The organism is Pseudomonas silensiensis (assembly GCF_050434865.1).
Lineage (GTDB): Bacteria > Pseudomonadota > Gammaproteobacteria > Pseudomonadales > Pseudomonadaceae > Aquipseudomonas > Aquipseudomonas fluorescens_W.
Genome location: NZ_JBNDJH010000039.1, coordinates 1 through 17,447, shown reverse-complemented (window position 1 = coordinate 17,447; position 17,447 = coordinate 1). Strand labels below are relative to the sequence as shown.

The following is a 17,447-nucleotide window of genomic DNA, read 5'->3' as shown; positions in this document are numbered from 1 at the left end:
AAAATATTACCTGCGTCATATTACACGCGTAATAAAGACCCGTTTCCCACAGGTAATCTCCATGACCAGCATGCCCAGCCTTGAACCCGACCTTGCTGTCCCGGTGAGCACACCCAAGCCTCCCCTGCTCAAACGGTTGATCTTGCTCGCTGCGGTCATCGCTGCCCTGGTATTCGCCGGGCTGTACGCGACTCACTGGTGGACCGCCGGCCGTTTCATCGAAGAGACCGACGACGCCTACATCGGCGGCGATGTGACGGTGATCGGGCCGAAAGTCGCTGGGTACATCGAAGAAGTCTTGGTCACCGATAACCAGAAGGTGAAGGCCGGCGATGTGTTGATTCGCCTCGACTCCCGCGATTACCGCGCCAACCTGGCCAAGGCCGAAGGTGCGGTGGCCGCCGAAGAAGCGCTGCTCGCCAACCTCGATGCCACCGAACAATTGCAACACGCGGTGATCGGCCAGGCCCGCGCCGGGATCGATGCCGCCGGTGCTGAAACCGCCCGTTCACGGGATGACGATGCTCGCTATAAAAAACTGGTCGGCAGCAATGCCGTCTCGGTGGAAAGCGCCCAACGCGCCAACGCCACCTTCAAGACCGCCCAAGCCCTCAGCGCCCGGGCCCAAGCTGAACTGCTGGCAGCGCAACGTCAGCTGAACGTGATCGAAACCCAGAAACAGCAAGCCCGCGCCGCGCTGATGCAGGCCCGTGCCGAACGTGATCTGGCGCAATTGAACGTGGGTTACACCGAACTGAAAGCCCCGGTAGACGGTGTGATCGGCAATCGTCGGGCGCGAGTCGGCGCGTATGCCCAGGCCGGTTCGCAACTGCTGTCGGTGGTACCGGCCAGCGGGCTGTGGGTCGATGCCAACTTTAAGGAAGATCAACTGGCGAGGATGACGCCGGGGCAACGGGTGATCATTCATGCCGACGTGCTCTCGGGGCAGGAATTCCATGGTCATCTGGACAGCCTCGCGCCGGCCAGCGGCTCGCAGTTCAGCGTGCTGCCGCCGGAAAACGCCACCGGCAACTTCACCAAAATCGTCCAGCGGGTGCCGGTGCGCATCGTGCTTGATCCGGCCGATGGCGTGCTCGGCCATCTGCGTCCAGGCCTGTCGGTCACCGCTGAAGTGGACACTCGCCAGGAACCTGCAACCCCGGCCGTGGCCAGCGCACCATGAGCCGCGCCCTCACCGTCCCCGCGCAACCGTTCAATGCCGCCGACATGGCGACGGCGACCAAGGTGTTCGCCTTCGCCACCATGTGCATCGGCATGTTCATTGCGCTGCTGGATATCCAGATCGTCTCGGCGTCGTTGCGTGACATTGGCGGCGGACTCTCGGCCGGCACCGACGAAACGGCGTGGGTGCAAACCAGTTACCTGATCGCCGAAATCATCGTGATTCCGCTGTCTGGCTGGCTGTCCCGAGTGTTCTCGACTCGCTGGCTGTTCTGCGCATCAGCAGTGGGTTTCACCTTGGCCAGCCTGCTCTGCGGCGCGGCCTGGAACATTCAGAGCATGATCGCCTTCCGCGCCCTGCAAGGGTTTCTCGGCGGTTCGATGATCCCGCTGGTGTTCACCACCGCGTTCTTTTTCTTCACCGGCAAACAACGGGTGATCGCGGCTGCAACCATTGGCGCGGTGGCCTCTTTGGCCCCGACTCTGGGGCCGGTAATCGGCGGCTGGATCACCGATGTTTCTTCCTGGCACTGGCTGTTCTACATCAACCTGGTGCCGGGGATTTTCGTCGCGGTGGCGGTGCCGATGCTGGTGAAAATCGACCAGCCGGAATTGTCCCTGCTCAAAGGTGCTGACTACTTGAGCATGGTGTTCATGGCGCTGTTTCTCGGCTGCCTGGAATACACCCTCGAAGAAGGCCCGCGCTGGAACTGGTTCAGCGACAGCACCATTCTGACCACGGCATGGATCAGCGGACTGGCCGGCCTGGCGTTCATCGGTAGAACCCTGCACGTCGCCAATCCGATCGTCGATTTACGCGCCTTGAAAGACCGTAACTTCGCCCTTGGCTGCTTCTTTTCGTTTGTCACCGGGATCGGCCTGTTCGCCACCATTTACCTGACGCCGCTGTTTCTCGGCCGGGTGCGTGGCTATGGCGCACTGGACATTGGTCTGGCGGTTTTCTCCACCGGGGTGTTCCAGATCATGGCGATTCCGCTGTACGCCTTTCTGGCCAACCGCATCGATCTGCGCTGGATCATGATGACCGGCCTTGGGTTGTTCGCGTTGTCGATGTGGGATTTCAGCCCGATCACCCATGACTGGGGGGCTAAGGAATTGATGCTGCCGCAAGCGCTGCGCGGGATTGCCCAGCAATTGGCGGTGCCGCCAGCGGTAACGTTGACCTTGGGTGGTCTGGCACCGGCGCGGCTCAAACATGCTTCGGGGTTGTTCAATCTGATGCGAAACCTGGGGGGCGCCATTGGCATCGCCGCGTGCGCGACCATTCTGAATGACCGTACCAACCTGCACTTCACCCGGTTGGCGGAAAACCTCAACAGCACCAACGAAGCACTGAATCAGTGGCTGTCCCAGGTCGGCAACAACTTCGCCGCCCTTGGCCAGAGCGGCGATGCCGGCGTCACCGCCAGCCTGCATCAACTCTGGCTGCTGACCTATCGTGAAGCCCAGACACAGACCTACGGCGACGCGTTTCTGATGATCATGGTCTGCTTCATCATCGCCACGGCGATGGTGCCCTTGATGCGCAAGGTGCAACCACCGGCCGCGCCGTCAGCAGACGCTCATTGATCAGGCTTGAGGCATTTTGCGAAAGCCCACCGCCAAGCGGTTCCAGGCGTTAATGGTAGTAATGGCGACGGTCAGGTCGACCAGCTCCTTCGGGCTGAACTCGGACGCCGCCAGTTCGTAGTCTTCATCCGGCGCATGAGTCTGGCTCAGCAGGGTCAAGGATTCAGTCCACGCCAGCGCCGCACGTTCACGCGGTGTGAAGAACGGCGTCTCACGCCAGGCCGACAGTGTGTACAGACGGCGCTCGTCTTCACCGCCCTTGCGGGCATCGGCGCTGTGCATATCCAGGCAGAAAGCGCAGCCGTTGATTTGCGAGGTGCGCAGTTTGACCAGTTCGATCAGGTTCTTTTCCAGCGGCAGCTTCGAAACAGCGGTTTCCAGCGCGATCATGGCTTTGAGGGCGTCGGGGGAAGCGGTGTAGAAATCGATGCGAGGTTTCATGACGGGCTCCAGCTACAAAAGTGGGTGTGGAGCTACGTTAATCCCGCGCCGGCCTGCGGCAAATAGCCAATTATTGGGAAGTTGGGGAAGCCAATGACCGCTTGAAAATAATCTAGATGGGTAATTGCCATCACCGCACCGACACCACTAGAATGCGATTAATTCCTGATAACGCAGCCGGGACGCCGGAAACGAGTACCTCCTCCTCATGTCGTCCTCTTCCGAAATGCCTTTGCCACCGACTACTTCGCCGAATTCCGAATCGCGTTGGCAGCTGGAATCCTTATTGTGGGAAATGCCGGAACAGGCGCGCGAAGCCTTTCTGCTCGCCCAGATTCATGGACATGGCCGCGCCCGGATCGCAGCGCGGCGGTCGGCGCACAAAAAACCGCTGACGCGTCGACAAACCCTGGCTTATCTGGCCTTGCTGTTGATCGCCGGCCCCGTCGGCATGATTTGGCAACACGCGCCGTTCGAGTACTGGAACAGTCATGACCGTACCCTGGTCGGCGCACCGCTCGTTCGCCAGGCGCCTGCCGCCGACTCACTCGATTGCACCCGCGCCCATGACCTTCAAGCCCCTACGCTCGATTGCGCAGCCACTGCAAAAATCCCTTCTTCGCCACAACCTTAGGCACTTCCTGGGTCAACGTCTGAGCCTTGTTCAGCCGGAAGTCCAGCAATGCCTTCATCGCTTCGCTGATGTCATGTCGCGCATCCAGGCACGGTTTGAGGTATTCCTTCTCGATCCGGTACAAGCTGCAGAACGTCTTGGCACTGAAGTCCGCCGGCATCGCCGTATCCGACAAAATCCCGCCCTCGCCGATCACCTCCCCCGGCCCCATGCGCCCGGTTTCGAACTTGACCCCGCCACGGCTCAGCTCCACCGACACCACACCTGATTCGATGATGAACAAATGATCGCTGACCTCCCCCGCCGGCAGGATCATTTCACCCGCGCGGAAGTTTTGCAGGGTCATGTTCTGGCTGAAGGTGTCTTTCTCTTCCTGACGCAGGGTCGAGAAAATGCTCGACGCATCCAGCAATGCCCGTGGCCGTGAGAGGTTGGCAGGTGCAGTCGGTTCGACGCTCGACAACAGGCTGACGCCGCTGGCCTGCAAGTGCCGGTACGCCAGGTCGAACAGCAGATTACGGACCATGCGTTTCTGGTCCATGGAGACCACGAAACCACTGATTTCGTACTCCACGCCGGTGGCGCTGGAACCTTTTAACGCGACACACGGCGCCGGTTTGTTCAGCAGATAACGACAGCCCTGCATCGCCCGTTCCAGCGCGTCGATCACTGTTTGCGGGCGCGCATGCGGGCTCAGTTGCAGGCTGATGGATACGCCGAAAATGTCACTGGGCCGGCTGAAGTTGATGATCTTGGCCTTGGCCGCCAGGGAGTTGGGAATCACCGCCATGCTGCCTTGGGACGTTTGCAGGCGTGTCGCGCGCCAGTCGATATCGATGACCCGACCTTCGGTGCCGTCGATCGAGATCCAGTCATCCAGTTGATAGGGCTTGGTGGTGTTGAGGACGATCCCGGAGAACACGTCGCTGAGGGTACTTTGCAAGGCCAGGCCGACGATGATCGCCAACGCGCCGGAGGTCGCCAATACGCCTTTGACCGGCAGATCGAGGACATACGCGAGGGCGGCGATGATCGCGATCAGGAAAATCACCGCGCCGAGCAAATCCTGGAGCAAGCGCCCGGTGTGCCCGACCCGTTGCATCATCACCGCGCCGATCAGCACCGTCAGGGTGCGCGCGCCGAACAGCCACCAGCCGATCTGCAATCCTGTCGCCGCCAGGTGCAGCGGGACGTTGTCGGCCCATGGCGCCGTCTCCATGGGGTTCAGGCCTTCGTTGAACAGCAGGACACTGAACAACGAAAAAATCACCAGCCGCACAAACAGTTTCCAGTTGCTGCCATTGGCACTGAGCAGGCGCCACAGCCCCAGGTCGATAAGGATCAAAGCCATCGCGCAGATCAATGGGTGATCGGTAAGCAGTGACAGCATCAAGCAACTCCAGCCATGTACGGATGGGCACAGTGTAGGAGCAATTGGTGGCCTGAGAACAACACAAAACACTGTGGGAGCGGGCTTGCCCGCGATGGCGGCCTTTCAGTCAACATTGCAGTGACTGATCGGTCGCTATCGCGGGCAAGCCCGCTCCCACAGGTGATGTGTGTTGTCAGGGTTACTTGCTGTTAGTCAGCGCGTTGTAGCTGGTAAACAGGTTGCGGTAGTCCGGGATGTGGTTGGAGAACAAGGTGCCCAAGCCTTCCACATCGTTGCGCCAGTCGCGATGCAGCTCACAGGCCAGGCCGAACCAGGTCATCAACTGTGCGCCGGAGGCCGACATGCGGTCCCAGGCCGATTGACGGGTCAGTTCGTTGAAGGTGCCGGAAGCGTCTGTCACCACGAACACCTCGAAGCCTTCAGCCAGTGCCGACAGCGCCGGGAACGCCACGCACACTTCGGTTACCACGCCGGCGATGATCAGTTGTTTCTTGCCGGTGGCCTTGATCGCCTTGACGAAATCTTCGTTGTCCCAGGCATTGATCTGGCCAGGACGAGCGATGTACGGCGCGTCCGGGAATAGCGCCTTGAGCTCGGGCACCAGCGGACCGTTAGGGCCGGTTTCGAAACTGGTGGTGAGGATGGTCGGCAACTTGAAGTACTTGGCCAGGTCAGCCAGGGCCAACACGTTGTTCTTGAAACGGTCCGGCTCGATGTCGCGCACCAGAGAAAGCAGACCCGCCTGGTGATCAACCAACAGAACGGCGGCGTTATCCTTGTCGAGACGTTTGTAAGAGGTAGTCATGGGAGTAATCCTCGCTTTTTATCGATGCCGAACGGGCCGGCGTGAGAGAAACCTGATAGTTCGTTAAAACGCGGCCAAGCAAGGGTAGTCGCCCACGCCCGACACGCCACAGCGTTACAACAATGAGTTCATCAGCTCATCCGACCGAACCGGCCTGACTGGAAGTCAGCGAAGGCCTGGTGGATTTCCTGCTCGGTGTTCATTACGAACGGACCGTGACCGACGATGGGTTCGTCGATCGGCTCGCCACTGAGCAGCAACACGACGGCATCGTTATTGGCTTCCAGGCTGAGCTGCTGGCCAGTGCGTTCGAACAACGCCAACTGCCCTTCGCGCACCAGTTCCACACCGTTGACCTGAACCGTGCCACGCAACACTACCAGTGCCGTGTTACGACCTTCGTGCAGGTCCAGGGTCAGCAACTTGCCGCCGTTGAGGCGCAGGTCCCAGACGTCAATCGGGGTAAACGTACGCGCCGGGCCGGTGTGGCCGTCGAACTCACCGGCGATCAAGCGCAGGCTGCCGGCCTGGTCCTTGAGCGGGATGCTCGGGATGTCGCCATCGAGAATCGTCTGGTAACCGGCGTCGGCCATTTTGTCCTTGGCCGGCAGGTTGACCCACAGCTGCACCATTTCCAGGGTGCCGCCGGTTTTGGCGAAACCTTCCGAGTGGAACTCTTCGTGGAGAATCCCGGAGGCTGCGGTCATCCATTGCACGTCGCCTGGGCCGATCTTGCCGCCGCTGCCGGTGGAGTCGCGGTGCTCCAGTTCGCCCTTATAAACGATAGTCACGGTTTCGAAACCGCGGTGTGGATGCTGACCAACGCCACGACGCTCGGTGGTCGGGGTGAATTCAGCGGGACCAGCGTGATCGAGCAGCAAAAACGGGCTGATGTGCTTGCCCAGGTTGTCGTAGGAAAACAGCGTGCGAACCGGAAAACCGTCGCCGACCCAATGGGTCCGCGGGCTGGTGTAGATACCGATGATGTTTTTCATTCCGCCTCCGAATCTGGTGAGTGACGCGATGGACAAAGCTTAAAACTGAACCCTTTGATGCACTAGACTGCAAAAATCAGCCTTAGCGTTCTATATGGAGAACGATGGTGGAAGACCTCAACACCCTCTACTACTTCACCCAAGTGGTGGAGCACCACGGTTTCGCCCCGGCCGGTCGGGCGCTGGACATGCCCAAATCGAAGCTCAGCCGGCGGATTGCCGAGCTCGAAGAGCGCCTCGGTGTACGCCTGCTGCACCGCACCAGTCGGCATTGTTCACTGACGGAGATCGGCCAGGCCTATTACCAGCGTTGCCTGGCGATGCGCGTGGAAGCGGAAAGCGCTGCCGAACTGATCGAACGCAACCGCTCCGAACCCCAGGGCCTGGTGCGCATCAGTTGCCCGACCGCGCTGCTCAACTCCTGGGTCGGGCCGATGCTGACCCGCTACATGCTCAAGTACCCGCTGGTGGAGTTGTTCATCGAGAGCACCAACCGCCGGGTCGACCTGATCCACGAGGGGTTCGACATCGCCCTGCGGGTGCGCTTTCCGCCACTGGAAAACACCGACATGGTGATGAAGGTACTGGGCAACAGCACCCAGTGCCTGGTGGGCAGTCCGGCCTTCGTGTCGCGCCTGTCATCACCGGCCTCCCCGGCCGACCTCAGCGGGTTGCCGAGCCTGCATTGGGGCGCGGCGCAGCGTGAATATCAGTGGGAATTGTTTGGGGCCGATGGCGCCAGCGCGGTGATCCGGCATGCGCCACGAATGGTCACCGATGACCTGTTGGCGTTGCGTCACGCCGTGGTGGCCGGAATCGGCATCGCTCACCTGCCCAGCGTGGTGGTGCGCGATGACATTGCCGCGGGCCGGCTGGTGGAACTGGTACCGGGCTGGGCACCGAAATGCGGGATCGTGCATGCCATCTTCCCGTCACGCCGTGGGCTGCTGCCGTCGGTGCGCGCATTGATCGACTTTCTGGGTGAGGAATTCAGCCACAGCGATATTGCTTGAGGGACACGACACGCGGGGCTGGCGGAGTTTTTATTTCGGACATAATATCGACCTGGATTACAACCATAATATCCATTCCAGCCCGAGGACATGCCCATGCAAAGCCCGAACCGCGAAGCCACGCTCGCCCAATGGATCGCCCAGGAACAAGCCATGCGCGATCGCCTCGCCGGCCCGGGCAGTCTGTCCATGGCCGAGGTCAGCGCCCTGTCACCCGCCGAGTTTTTCGAAGGCATCGGCAACGGTGAACTGCCCTCCCCACCTATCGGCACGCTGATGGACTTCATACCGATCGAATGGTCCGCCGGAATGTTCATCTTTCAGGGCACGCCGGATTCGCGGCATTACAACCCGTTGGGCAGCGTGCATGGCGGCTATGCCGCGACTTTGCTGGATTCGTGCATGGGCTGTGCGATTCATACGCAACTGAAAAAGGGTCAGGGTTACACGACGCTGGATTTGCGGATCAGCTATGTTCGTGCGTTGAACCATGCCAGCGGACCGGTGCGGGCCGAGGGCAAGATTATTCATCTGGGGCGTTCGACGGCGTTGGCCGAGGGGCGGATTTATGACGTGGATGGGCGGTTGTATGCGACGGGGTCGACCACCTGCATGATTCTTGAGAATCGGGGATAGCGCTCAAGATCACAAAATCGCAGCCTCGTTTCACTCGACAGCTGCTACAGGGGATTGCGTACGCTGTAGCAGCTGTCGAGTGAAACGAGGCTGCGATCTTTCGATTCATGACTTGCGGTAAACATTGCTTTGCCGATCCAGCGGTTTTTCTCATGGGTGCGGGCGCGGATACTCCTGCCCATTCCCACTGCAACCCCTGGAGTCATTGATGTCTATTCCCGCATTCGGCCTTGGTACGTTTCGCTTGCAAGGCCAGGTGGTCATCGATTCGGTGAGCACTGGCCTGGAACTGGGCTATCGAGTCATCGATACCGCGCAAATCTACGAGAACGAAGCCGAGGTCGGCGAGGCCATTGCCGCCAGCGGCATTGCCCGTGACGAGCTGTTCATCACCAGCAAGATCTGGGTCGCCAACTTCGCCGGGGACCGCCTGATCGACAGCCTCAAGGAAAGCCTGCAAAAGTTGCAAACCGACTACCTGGACCTGACGCTGATCCATTGGCCGTCCCCGGAAGATCAGGTGCCGGTCGAGGAATTCATGGGCGCCCTGCTCGAAGCCAAACAACTGGGCCTGACCCGGCAGATCGGTGTGTCCAACTTCACCGTCGACCTGATGAAACAGGCGATCGCCGCGGTCGGTGCCGAACACATCGCAACCAACCAGATCGAATTGCACCCCTACCTGCAAAACCGCAAGGTCGTCGAATTCGCGCAGAGCCAGGGCATCCAGATCACCTCGTACATGACCCTCGCGTACGGCGAAGTGCTGAAAGACCCGGTGATCCAGCAGATCGCCGATCGCCTTCAAGCGACACCGGCACACGTCACCCTGGCCTGGGCCATGCAACTGGGTTACGCCGTGATCCCTTCATCGACCAAACGCGCCAACCTCGCCAGCAACCTGAAAGCTTGCGCCATGACCTTGAGCGACACCGACATGGCGCTGATCGCGGGTCTTGATCGTGGCCATCGTCTGACCAGCCCCAAAGGCATCGCGCCCCGCTGGGATTAAGCTTCGCCTTTCTGGAGGAGCAGATCCAGGCGTGCCATGGCGTGCTGCAATTGATCGACGGCCTCGTCGATCAACGCCGCGCGCCCCTCGGCGCAGGCACGCTCCAGATGTTCGCAGCACTCGATCAAACGTTTTGCACGAACCATCCGCGCCCCCCCTTTGATGCGGTGCGCCAGGTCTTGCAGCCGGTGGCGATTGCCACTGATGTGCGCTGCAAGCAGATCATCGCGATCGTAGAGGTTGGTTACGGCCAGTTCGCGCAACAACTGATTGATCAGCGTCCGGTCTTCACCGACGTAGAGCTCCAGGCCGGTCAAGTCGATCTCGGACGTTGCTTGCTCTTCAACCGGCGCTGGCGGCTCATTCACAAATCGGGACGCCAGCCAGGCACTCAGATCTGCCAACCGGATCGGTTTGAACAGACAGTCGTCCATGCCCGCTTCAAGGCAACGGATCTTTTCCTCCGGCTGCGCATTGGCGCTAAACCCAAGAATCAGCGTGGGTGGCAAGCCATTAGCGCGCTCTTCATCGCGTATCGCACCCGCCAATTCATAACCATTGACCACCGGCATGTTGCAATCGGTGATGACCAGATCGAGCTCATGCTCGCGCCACGTCACAAGACCACGCTCACCATTCTCAACCTCGAGCACCTGGTGCCCCAGGTAGCTCAGCTGCCGTGAGAGCAACAATCGATTGGCCGGGTAATCGTCGACCACCAGAATCGTCAGCAGCCGAGTGGCCACCGGCAATCCGCTATCGGCCCACTCGCCGCAGGTCAACGGTTGCAACGCAATCAGATCAAAGCTGATGTCGACCTGCGTACCCAGTCCGAGAACGCTGTCGAACTGCAATCGCCCGCCCATCATTTCGCACAGCGTGCGGCTGATCACCAGTCCCAGACCGGAGCCAGTGTGGCCTGACTGCTGGCTGTTACCGGCCTGCACGAACGGGCTGAACAGTCGTTGCTGATCGGCCACACTGACACCGATGCCACTGTCCTCAATGCGCACACTGACGGCCAGATGCCCCGACACACCGGGCTCTACTCGCAGTGTCAGACTCACTTCACCTTCGCGGGTGAACTTGATCGCGTTGCTCAGCAGATTGGACAGCACCTGCTTGAAGCGCGTGGGGTCGACTAACACGTCACGATCGCTGTGTTCGGCCAATTCGACCCGCCAGTGCAAGTTCTTCTGCCGTGCCAGGCCTTCGAAAACCCGGCACACCGACTCCACCAGCGTGCGTAGATTGGCCCGCTCAGGGGTCAGCGACAAATGCCCGGACTCGATGCGCGCGATGTCCAGGATGTCGCCGATCAACGCCAGCAATTGCTGCGCGGCATTGGAGGCCACTTCGATGGCGGAGCGATCAGTGAAGCCCTCTTCCGCTCGCTTCAGCGCCAGTTCGAGCATGCCGATCAGGGCATTCATCGGTGTGCGGATTTCATGGCTCATGGTCGCCAGAAAGGTGGTTTTGGCACGGTTGGCATCGTCGGCGGCGTTCTTGGCCTCCTGCAATTGCCCGAGCAGTTGTTGGCGTTGAGTGATCTGCCGACGTTGCCAGGCAATCCAGGCCAGTGCGAGCAACAGCAAAGCGCCCGCAGCGGCAAACGCCTGGAGAATGCCTTGGCGATGACGCAGCCAGTAGCTGTCATCGACCACCACATCGTTGCTCCAACGGGCTAACAGCTCATCCATCTCCCGGGGCGAAATGCTCAGCAGCGCCTTGTTCAGAATCGAGTGCAACTCCAGCGCACCACGGCTGGTGGCCAGAGCGATACGCGCCGGTTCATCGCCCACGGTGCTGCTGATCCGCAGACGCTCGCGGTATTGCCGGGTGATCAGATACCGAGCCACGATCAATGAACTGACGGCCCCATCGGCCTGGCCCTTGATCACCCATTCCATACCCTGCGCCGGACTCTGCACTTCGACCAGACGTACATTGGGTGCCCGAGCGCGGATGAACCCGAGCAACGGATGACCGCGATAAATCGCCAGGCGTTTACCGGCCATGTCATCCAGGGTCCTGGGGCTTCCCGGGGTGGTCGCACTGACCAGTACAAACGGATTGTTCAAGTAGGCCCGAGTGAAACGCAGATCGACTTCGCGTTCGATACCGGGCGTGACCACAGGTAACACGTCGATCTTGCCGTCCTTGAGTTGCTGGATCTGCTGATCGAGGGAGTGACCCCGCTGTACCTTGAAGGCCAAGCCGCTGCGCTGGCTGATCAGCGTCAGCAATTGCGCGGTCAACCCGCTGAGTTGTCCCTGTGCATCGTAAAAAGTCAGCGGTGCAAAGCTCTCGACAACACCCACGTCCACCGTCGGATGTTGATCCAGCCAACGTTGTTCACTGGCGCTCAAACGTACTCGCTCTTGACCCGCCATGTTGGCTCTTCCGGCACTCCAGCGCTGCTCGATGGCCGTGCGCTGATCCATGGAAATTGCCGTCAGAGCCTTATCGACAATGCTCTTCAGACGAGGGTTGCCCCGGCTGAAGGCAAAGCCGAACGGATTGGCGTCCAGGCCGGATGGCCCCACCAGGCGTACGTTACTGAGGTAGTTGTTATTGATGAGGTAATTGGCGCTGATGAAGTCCCCGAGGTACACATCATCCTGCCCGAATGCCACCGCCCCGATCGCATCGAGTGCCGAGGGGTAGCGTTGCAAGCTCGCATCGGGATAGAAGGCTTCGACCGTCTGCGCCTGCAGGTAGTCATCGACCATGGCGATGCGCTTGCCCGCGAGATCGACGGGCATCCCGTCGTCCAGGCGGGTCACCAGCATCGGCTGATCTTCGGCATAGGCACTGGATCGGGTCAGTTCGGGGTCAGCCGCCTCGAAGTTGTTGGACGTGCCGAGCAGGTCCAGATCATCGCGTTTGAGCGCATCCATGGCCGCCTCGCGCGTGCGATAACGAAGCACGTCGATTTTCACGTGCAGCAGTTGCTCCAGCAGTGCGGCATAGTCGGCGGTGATGCCTTCCAGCTCATCAACGTTGCGCGTGATCTCGAACGGCGGGTAGTCCGGCCCCGATACCCCGAGGCGCAAGACTCGTTTGTCACGCAACCACTGCCAGTCTTTTTCATCCAGCTGGACCTGATAACCCTCCACCGCGGAATGCCCCAGCACATGCAAACGCTTTGGTTCATCGGCCGCCGTCACCGGTCCTCCCAGTACCCAGAACAGCAACAGAACCCACAAACAATCGCGCATGACCGGGCTCACTCAGATCAGATGATTACGCTTGGCAAAATCCCTCAGGTACACCGCTGATTCCACGTTGAGTTTTCCAACCAGACGGGTCTTGTAGGTGCTGACGGTCTTGTGACTCAAGTGCATGACTTCAGCGATCGCCTTGTTGCTGATGCCCCGGGCCAGATGCTGAAAGATCGTCAGTTCCCGGTCGGAGAGTTTATCGATCATCTGTTTTTCACTCAGTTGTATCGAGTTCAGCGACACCGACGCAGAGGGTAGCTGGGCGAAATAGGTGTAACCGGCCATCACGGCGTGCACGGCTCTGTGCAAGTGCTGCAGGTCATTGGACTTGGCGACATAGCCTGCGGCGCCGGCGTGCATGCAACGATCCTGATAAAACATGGGTTCCTGGGACGTGAAGACCAGTACTCGGCAGGGCACCCCACTGGTCTTGATCCGCGCCAGTACATCCAGCCCGTCGAGCGAGGGCATCACCAGGTCCAGTACCACCAGATCAGGCTTGTGTTCGCGGATCTTCGGCAAAACCTCACTACCACTCGCCGCTTCGTGTACTCGCTTGAAACCCTCCTGCACCAGTACGATTTTGACTGCGGCGCGAACCACCGGATGATCGTCCACAATCAGCACTGACTTCATGGCAACTCCCTGCAAAAAACACGACGATTGAGCAATCAATACCCATGAGCCCGGCCCGGTTGAACGCAGCGACTGCGCAAAGACTTTTGCATGGAAAACCGGACGCAACTACCTGACAGAAATGACAGCGCCGACGAACGGTAGACGAGGGTCGATGATCGCCATCAACCGCTGAATGGACGCCAGATCAGGCAGTATTGCGTGGCTCACCTCAACCGTCTGTTGAACGCAGGCAGGAATGGGCGGCAGTTGCGCCTGCTGACCGTCATAGATCAAGGCGTGATGAACCTGTTGGTTATCAATAAAAAAATCGAACAGGTTCAACGCCCCGCCCGCCAGCGAGGCATTGATGACCACCAGATCAAAGGGCTCGCAACCGTATTCGATCAGGGTCAACAGCTCTTCAAGGCTGTGCACCGGTGCTATCCGGTAGTAGTCGAGTTGATTGAACAGTCGCTCGACCTTCATGCGGTGAAAATGCAACTCGTCGGCGATCAGGATACGTAAGGCTTTGTTCGACAACGTGGGCCCCCAGGAGAGTGTCAGATTCGTGAGGGCGCAAGGCTACGGAAGACCCGTCGAGCTTTCTGTAGGACTTTTCCTAAATATGCACGCTTTATTGCCAGCCAAACCGGCGGATATAGAACCCTTTCACCGCCTGAGTCAGCGCCATGTATGCCAGCAAAATCACCGGCAGGAACACGAAGTACAGCGACGGCAGCGCCTGTAATTTGAAGTAGTGCGCCAGCGGTCCCATCGGCAGGAAGATGCCGACGGCCATGATGATTCCGGTCATCACCATCAGCGGCATCGCTGCGCGGCTTTGCAGGAACGGGATTTTCGGTGTGCGGATCATGTGCACGATCAGCGTCTGGGTCAGCAACCCGACCACGAACCAGCCGGACTGGAACAGGGTTTGATGGTCCGGGGTATTGGCGTCGAAGACGTACCACATCAAGGCAAACGTGGTGATGTCGAAGATCGAGCTGATCGGTCCGAAAAACAGCATGAAACGCCCGACGTCCGCCGGCTGCCAGCGTTGTGGTGTTTTCAGCATGTCCTCGTCGACGTTATCGAACGGGATGGCGATCTGCGAAATGTCATAGAGCAGGTTCTGCACCAGCAGGTGCATCGGCAGCATTGGCAGGAACGGGATGAACGCACTGGCCACCAGCACCGAGAACACGTTGCCGAAGTTCGAGCTGGCGGTCATTTTGATGTACTTGAGCATGTTGGCGAAGGTCCGACGCCCTTCCAGCACGCCCTCCTCCAGTACCATCAGGCTTTTCTCCAGCAGGATGATGTCCGCCGCTTCCTTGGCGATGTCGACGGCGCTGTCCACCGAAATGCCGATGTCGGCGGTGCGCAGCGCGGGCGCGTCGTTGATGCCGTCGCCCATGAAACCGACCACATGGCCGTTGCCCTTGAGCAAACGCACGATGCGTTCCTTGTGCGACGGGGTGAGTTTGGCGAAGACGTTGGTGGTCTCCACCGCTACCGCCAGTTCGGCGTCGCTCATGCGCTCGATGTCGTTGCCCATCAGCAGGCCTTGTTGCTCCAGGCCGACTTCGCGGCAAATCTTCGCGGTCACCAATTCGTTGTCGCCGGTCAGCACTTTTACGGCCACGCCGTGAGCGGCCAATGCCTTGAGGGCCGGCGCCGTGCTTTCCTTGGGTGGATCGAGAAACGCCACGTAACCGATCAGCGTCAACGCCTGTTCATCCGCCAGGCTGTAGGTATCGCGCCCTTCAATTATCGGCCGCGCTGCAACCGCTACCACGCGCAAGCCTTCGGCATTGAACGTGGCAGTGACCTGACGAATCCGCGCCAGCAATTCATCGCTCAGCGCTTCATCGACCTCGCCGTGACGCACCCGCGTGCACACCGCCAGCACTTCTTCCACCGCGCCTTTGCAGATCAGCAGGTGCGAATGATCACGCTCGGCGACCACCACCGACATCCGCCGACGGGTGAAGTCGAACGGGATCTCGTCGACCTTGCGAAACGCGGTGCCGACTTTCAGTTCACGGTGGATTTCCACGTGTTCGAGCACCGCCACGTCCAGCAGGTTTTTCAGGCCGGTCTGGTAGTAGCTGTTGAGGTAGGCCATTTCCAGAACGTCATCGGAATCGTTGCCCCAGACATCGACATTGCGCGCCAGGAAGATCTTGTCCTGAGTCAGGGTGCCGGTCTTGTCGGTGCACAGCACGTCCATGGCGCCAAAGTTCTGGATCGCGTCGAGGCGTTTGACGATGACTTTTTTACGCGACAGGAACACCGCGCCCTTGGCCAGGGTCGAGGTGACAATCATCGGCAACATTTCCGGGGTCAGGCCAACGGCAATCGACAGCGCGAACAGCAACGCTTCGGTCCAGTCGCCCTTGGTGAAGCCGTTGATGAACAGCACCAACGGCGCCATCACGAACATGAACCGGATGAGCAGCCAGCTGACTTTGTTTACCCCGGTCTGGAACGAGGTGGGTGCGCGATCCGTAGCGCCAACCCGCTGGGCGAGTGCACCGAAATAGGTGTTGTTGCCGGTGGTGAGAATCACCGCCATGGCCGTGCCGGACACCACGTTGGTGCCCATGAACAGAATGTTGTCGAGGTCCAGCGGGTTGCGAGTGTCACTGTCCTGCTGACGAGGGAATTTTTCCACCGGCATCGATTCGCCGGTCATCGCGGCCTGGCTGACGAACAAATCCTTGGCGCCGATCACCCGGCAATCGGCGGGAATCATGTCGCCGGCCGAAAGCACGATCAGGTCGCCTGGCACCAGTTGCTTGATCGGCAGTTCGGTACGTTGCGCATCCCGGCGCAATACCGTGGCGGTGTTGCTGACCATCGCTTTGAGCGCGTCGGCGGCCTGGTTGGATTTGGTTTCCTGCCAGAAGCGCAGCAAGGTCGAGAGCACCACCATGGAGAAAATCACGATGGCGGCTTTCATGTCTTCGGTCAGCCAGGAGATGACCGCGAGCAAGGTCAGCAGCAGGTTGAACGGGTTTTTGTAGCAGTGCCACAAGTGTGTCCACCACGGCAACGGCTGTTCGTGCTCGACTTCGTTGAGGCCGTACTGCACGCGCAGTGCATCGGCTTCGAGTTCACTCAAGCCATCGGTGTGGCTGCCGAGGTTGTTCAGCAGTTGGCCGGTGTCGCTGTTGGCAGCGCTCACCAGGGTTTGCGCCAGGGTGGGCGGCACCTCGCGGCTGACCGTGGTGTCGGTGAAGTTTTCCAGCAGCGCCAGGCGACGGAAGTGTCGGGCGATGTGGCGGGTGCGCAGGAATCCGGCGAAGAATTCTTTGAGCAGGGTCAGGTTCATGGCAGTTCCCCCAGGGTCAGCCGGGAAACCGTCGAGCAGGCGTGTCGATACGCCGCGATGACGACACAAAGTCGAACATCACGCACGGTTCAGCGTCGATGAGAGGGACGTCGGGACACGGACCAGGACTGGCCGCGATCGGGATGCCGCTGCTCGCTTTTCGGCGAGACAACGGCACAAACAGTGGCGCGTTATCTTGCCGGGAAGGTGCCGGTTATCGAAACCGGCCGACTACTGTCACTCGAACAAGTACCCACTGTGGGTCTCCGCTATTGATTGAAAACGCGCAAAGCTTACGCCCCGATTTCTGCAGAGTAAACGAAGCAAAGGCGTGTGACGGGGGAATCGCGGGGTTCTTCAGGAAGGGTTCAGCTTTCAACATTTGTGGTGCCTGTGAGGGCCCTATCGCGAGCAGGCTCGCTCCCACCTTTGGTCTCTGTCATACACAAAATCTGTGTTCACTGAAGATCCACTGTGGGAGATTCTATGTTGCCCCGCAACCCTGAATTCTCAGGCTGACAAGTATTCGCTCTGATTTTTCATCAGGGCGAATGCCACCCGACAGAG

14 protein-coding genes are annotated in these 17,447 nt (G+C 59.8%); 6 read left to right on the top strand and 8 right to left on the bottom strand.

Features of this window, described 5'->3' with window-relative positions:
- Positions 1–61 precede the first annotated feature (61 nt).
- A complete protein-coding gene (locus QF010_RS32765; RefSeq protein ID WP_033061111.1) occupies positions 62–1,183 on the top strand; it encodes an HlyD family secretion protein in 1,122 nt (373 codons plus the stop codon).
- Entirely contained in the window at positions 1,180–2,772 is a 1,593-nt protein-coding gene (locus QF010_RS32760; RefSeq protein ID WP_429534744.1) for a DHA2 family efflux MFS transporter permease subunit, read from the top strand. Before QF010_RS32765 ends, QF010_RS32760 begins: the two co-directional genes overlap by 4 nt.
- On the opposite strand, the gene QF010_RS32755 is transcribed toward QF010_RS32760, so the two are convergent.
- Positions 2,773–3,213, bottom strand: coding sequence for a carboxymuconolactone decarboxylase family protein (locus tag QF010_RS32755; RefSeq protein ID WP_033061114.1), 441 nt, complete (start codon positions 3,211–3,213; stop codon positions 2,773–2,775).
- 208 nt (positions 3,214–3,421) lie between these two features.
- Between QF010_RS32755 and QF010_RS32750 the strand changes: the two genes are divergently transcribed.
- Positions 3,422–3,847 (top strand): hypothetical protein, encoded by a 426-nt coding sequence (locus tag QF010_RS32750; RefSeq protein WP_429534743.1) that lies wholly within the window; start codon positions 3,422–3,424, stop codon positions 3,845–3,847.
- On the opposite strand, the gene QF010_RS32745 is transcribed toward QF010_RS32750, so the two are convergent.
- The 3 genes from QF010_RS32745 to QF010_RS32735 all read right to left on the bottom strand — a co-directional run bounded on the left by QF010_RS32745 (position 3,795) and on the right by QF010_RS32735 (position 7,040).
- Positions 3,795–5,237 carry a mechanosensitive ion channel domain-containing protein gene (locus QF010_RS32745; protein WP_429534742.1) on the bottom strand — a complete coding sequence of 481 codons (1,443 nt, stop codon included), beginning with the start codon at positions 5,235–5,237 and terminating at the stop codon, positions 3,795–3,797. The genes QF010_RS32750 and QF010_RS32745 overlap by 53 nt on opposite strands.
- Before the next feature lie 181 nt (positions 5,238–5,418).
- Positions 5,419–6,045, bottom strand: coding sequence for an isochorismate family cysteine hydrolase YcaC (gene ycaC, locus QF010_RS32740; protein WP_033061120.1), 627 nt, complete (start codon positions 6,043–6,045; stop codon positions 5,419–5,421).
- Between the two features lie 131 nt (positions 6,046–6,176).
- Positions 6,177–7,040, bottom strand: coding sequence for a pirin family protein (locus QF010_RS32735; protein ID WP_429534741.1), 864 nt, complete (start codon positions 7,038–7,040; stop codon positions 6,177–6,179).
- Positions 7,041–7,144: 104 nt separating this feature from the next.
- Here QF010_RS32735 and QF010_RS32730 point away from each other — a divergent pair, with 104 nt between their 5' ends.
- The 3 genes from QF010_RS32730 (at position 7,145) to dkgB (ending at position 9,701) form a co-directional block, all read left to right on the top strand.
- A complete protein-coding gene (locus QF010_RS32730; RefSeq protein WP_129437126.1) occupies positions 7,145–8,053 on the top strand; it encodes a LysR substrate-binding domain-containing protein in 909 nt (302 codons plus the stop codon).
- A gap of 96 nt (positions 8,054–8,149) precedes the next feature.
- Complete coding sequence (locus tag QF010_RS32725) at positions 8,150–8,689, top strand: PaaI family thioesterase (protein WP_033061124.1); 540 nt, start codon at positions 8,150–8,152, stop codon at positions 8,687–8,689.
- Positions 8,690–8,897: 208 nt separating this feature from the next.
- Complete coding sequence (gene dkgB / locus QF010_RS32720) at positions 8,898–9,701, top strand: 2,5-didehydrogluconate reductase DkgB (RefSeq protein ID WP_033061127.1); 804 nt, start codon at positions 8,898–8,900, stop codon at positions 9,699–9,701.
- On the opposite strand, the gene QF010_RS32715 is transcribed toward dkgB, so the two are convergent.
- From QF010_RS32715 to mgtA, 4 genes are all read right to left on the bottom strand, one after another.
- Positions 9,698–12,922: a transporter substrate-binding domain-containing protein gene (locus tag QF010_RS32715; RefSeq protein ID WP_429534740.1), complete on the bottom strand. Its 3,225-nt coding sequence runs from the start codon at positions 12,920–12,922 to the stop codon at positions 9,698–9,700. The two genes, dkgB and QF010_RS32715, sit on opposite strands and share 4 nt — an antisense overlap.
- Positions 12,923–12,934: 12 nt before the next feature.
- The gene (locus QF010_RS32710; RefSeq protein ID WP_033061130.1) at positions 12,935–13,561 is read right to left on the bottom strand and encodes a response regulator transcription factor; all 627 of its coding nucleotides are present in this window, start codon (positions 13,559–13,561) and stop codon (positions 12,935–12,937) included.
- A gap of 108 nt (positions 13,562–13,669) precedes the next feature.
- The gene (locus tag QF010_RS32705; protein WP_429534739.1) at positions 13,670–14,083 is read right to left on the bottom strand and encodes a response regulator; all 414 of its coding nucleotides are present in this window, start codon (positions 14,081–14,083) and stop codon (positions 13,670–13,672) included.
- A 94-nt stretch (positions 14,084–14,177) separates the two neighbouring features.
- Positions 14,178–16,880, bottom strand: a complete 2,703-nt coding sequence (mgtA, locus tag QF010_RS32700; protein WP_429534738.1) for a magnesium-translocating P-type ATPase — start codon at positions 16,878–16,880, stop codon at positions 14,178–14,180.
- Positions 16,881–17,447: the final 567 nt, after the last annotated feature.

Coding starts and splice junctions, on each gene's coding strand:
- QF010_RS32735 (WP_429534741.1), bottom strand. CDS start 7,040: ATGAAAAACATCATCGGTATCTACACCAGCCCGCGGACCCATTGGGTC.
- QF010_RS32765 (WP_033061111.1), top strand. CDS start 62: ATGACCAGCATGCCCAGCCTTGAACCCGACCTTGCTGTCCCGGTGAGC.
- QF010_RS32755 (WP_033061114.1), bottom strand. CDS start 3,213: ATGAAACCTCGCATCGATTTCTACACCGCTTCCCCCGACGCCCTCAAA.
- QF010_RS32725 (WP_033061124.1), top strand. CDS start 8,150: ATGCAAAGCCCGAACCGCGAAGCCACGCTCGCCCAATGGATCGCCCAG.
- ycaC (WP_033061120.1), bottom strand. CDS start 6,045: ATGACTACCTCTTACAAACGTCTCGACAAGGATAACGCCGCCGTTCTG.
- dkgB (WP_033061127.1), top strand. CDS start 8,898: ATGTCTATTCCCGCATTCGGCCTTGGTACGTTTCGCTTGCAAGGCCAG.
- QF010_RS32730 (WP_129437126.1), top strand. CDS start 7,145: ATGGTGGAAGACCTCAACACCCTCTACTACTTCACCCAAGTGGTGGAG.
- mgtA (WP_429534738.1), bottom strand. CDS start 16,880: ATGAACCTGACCCTGCTCAAAGAATTCTTCGCCGGATTCCTGCGCACC.
- QF010_RS32710 (WP_033061130.1), bottom strand. CDS start 13,561: ATGAAGTCAGTGCTGATTGTGGACGATCATCCGGTGGTTCGCGCCGCA.
- QF010_RS32760 (WP_429534744.1), top strand. CDS start 1,180: ATGAGCCGCGCCCTCACCGTCCCCGCGCAACCGTTCAATGCCGCCGAC.
- QF010_RS32715 (WP_429534740.1), bottom strand. CDS start 12,922: ATGCGCGATTGTTTGTGGGTTCTGTTGCTGTTCTGGGTACTGGGAGGA.
- QF010_RS32745 (WP_429534742.1), bottom strand. CDS start 5,237: ATGCTGTCACTGCTTACCGATCACCCATTGATCTGCGCGATGGCTTTG.
- QF010_RS32750 (WP_429534743.1), top strand. CDS start 3,422: ATGTCGTCCTCTTCCGAAATGCCTTTGCCACCGACTACTTCGCCGAAT.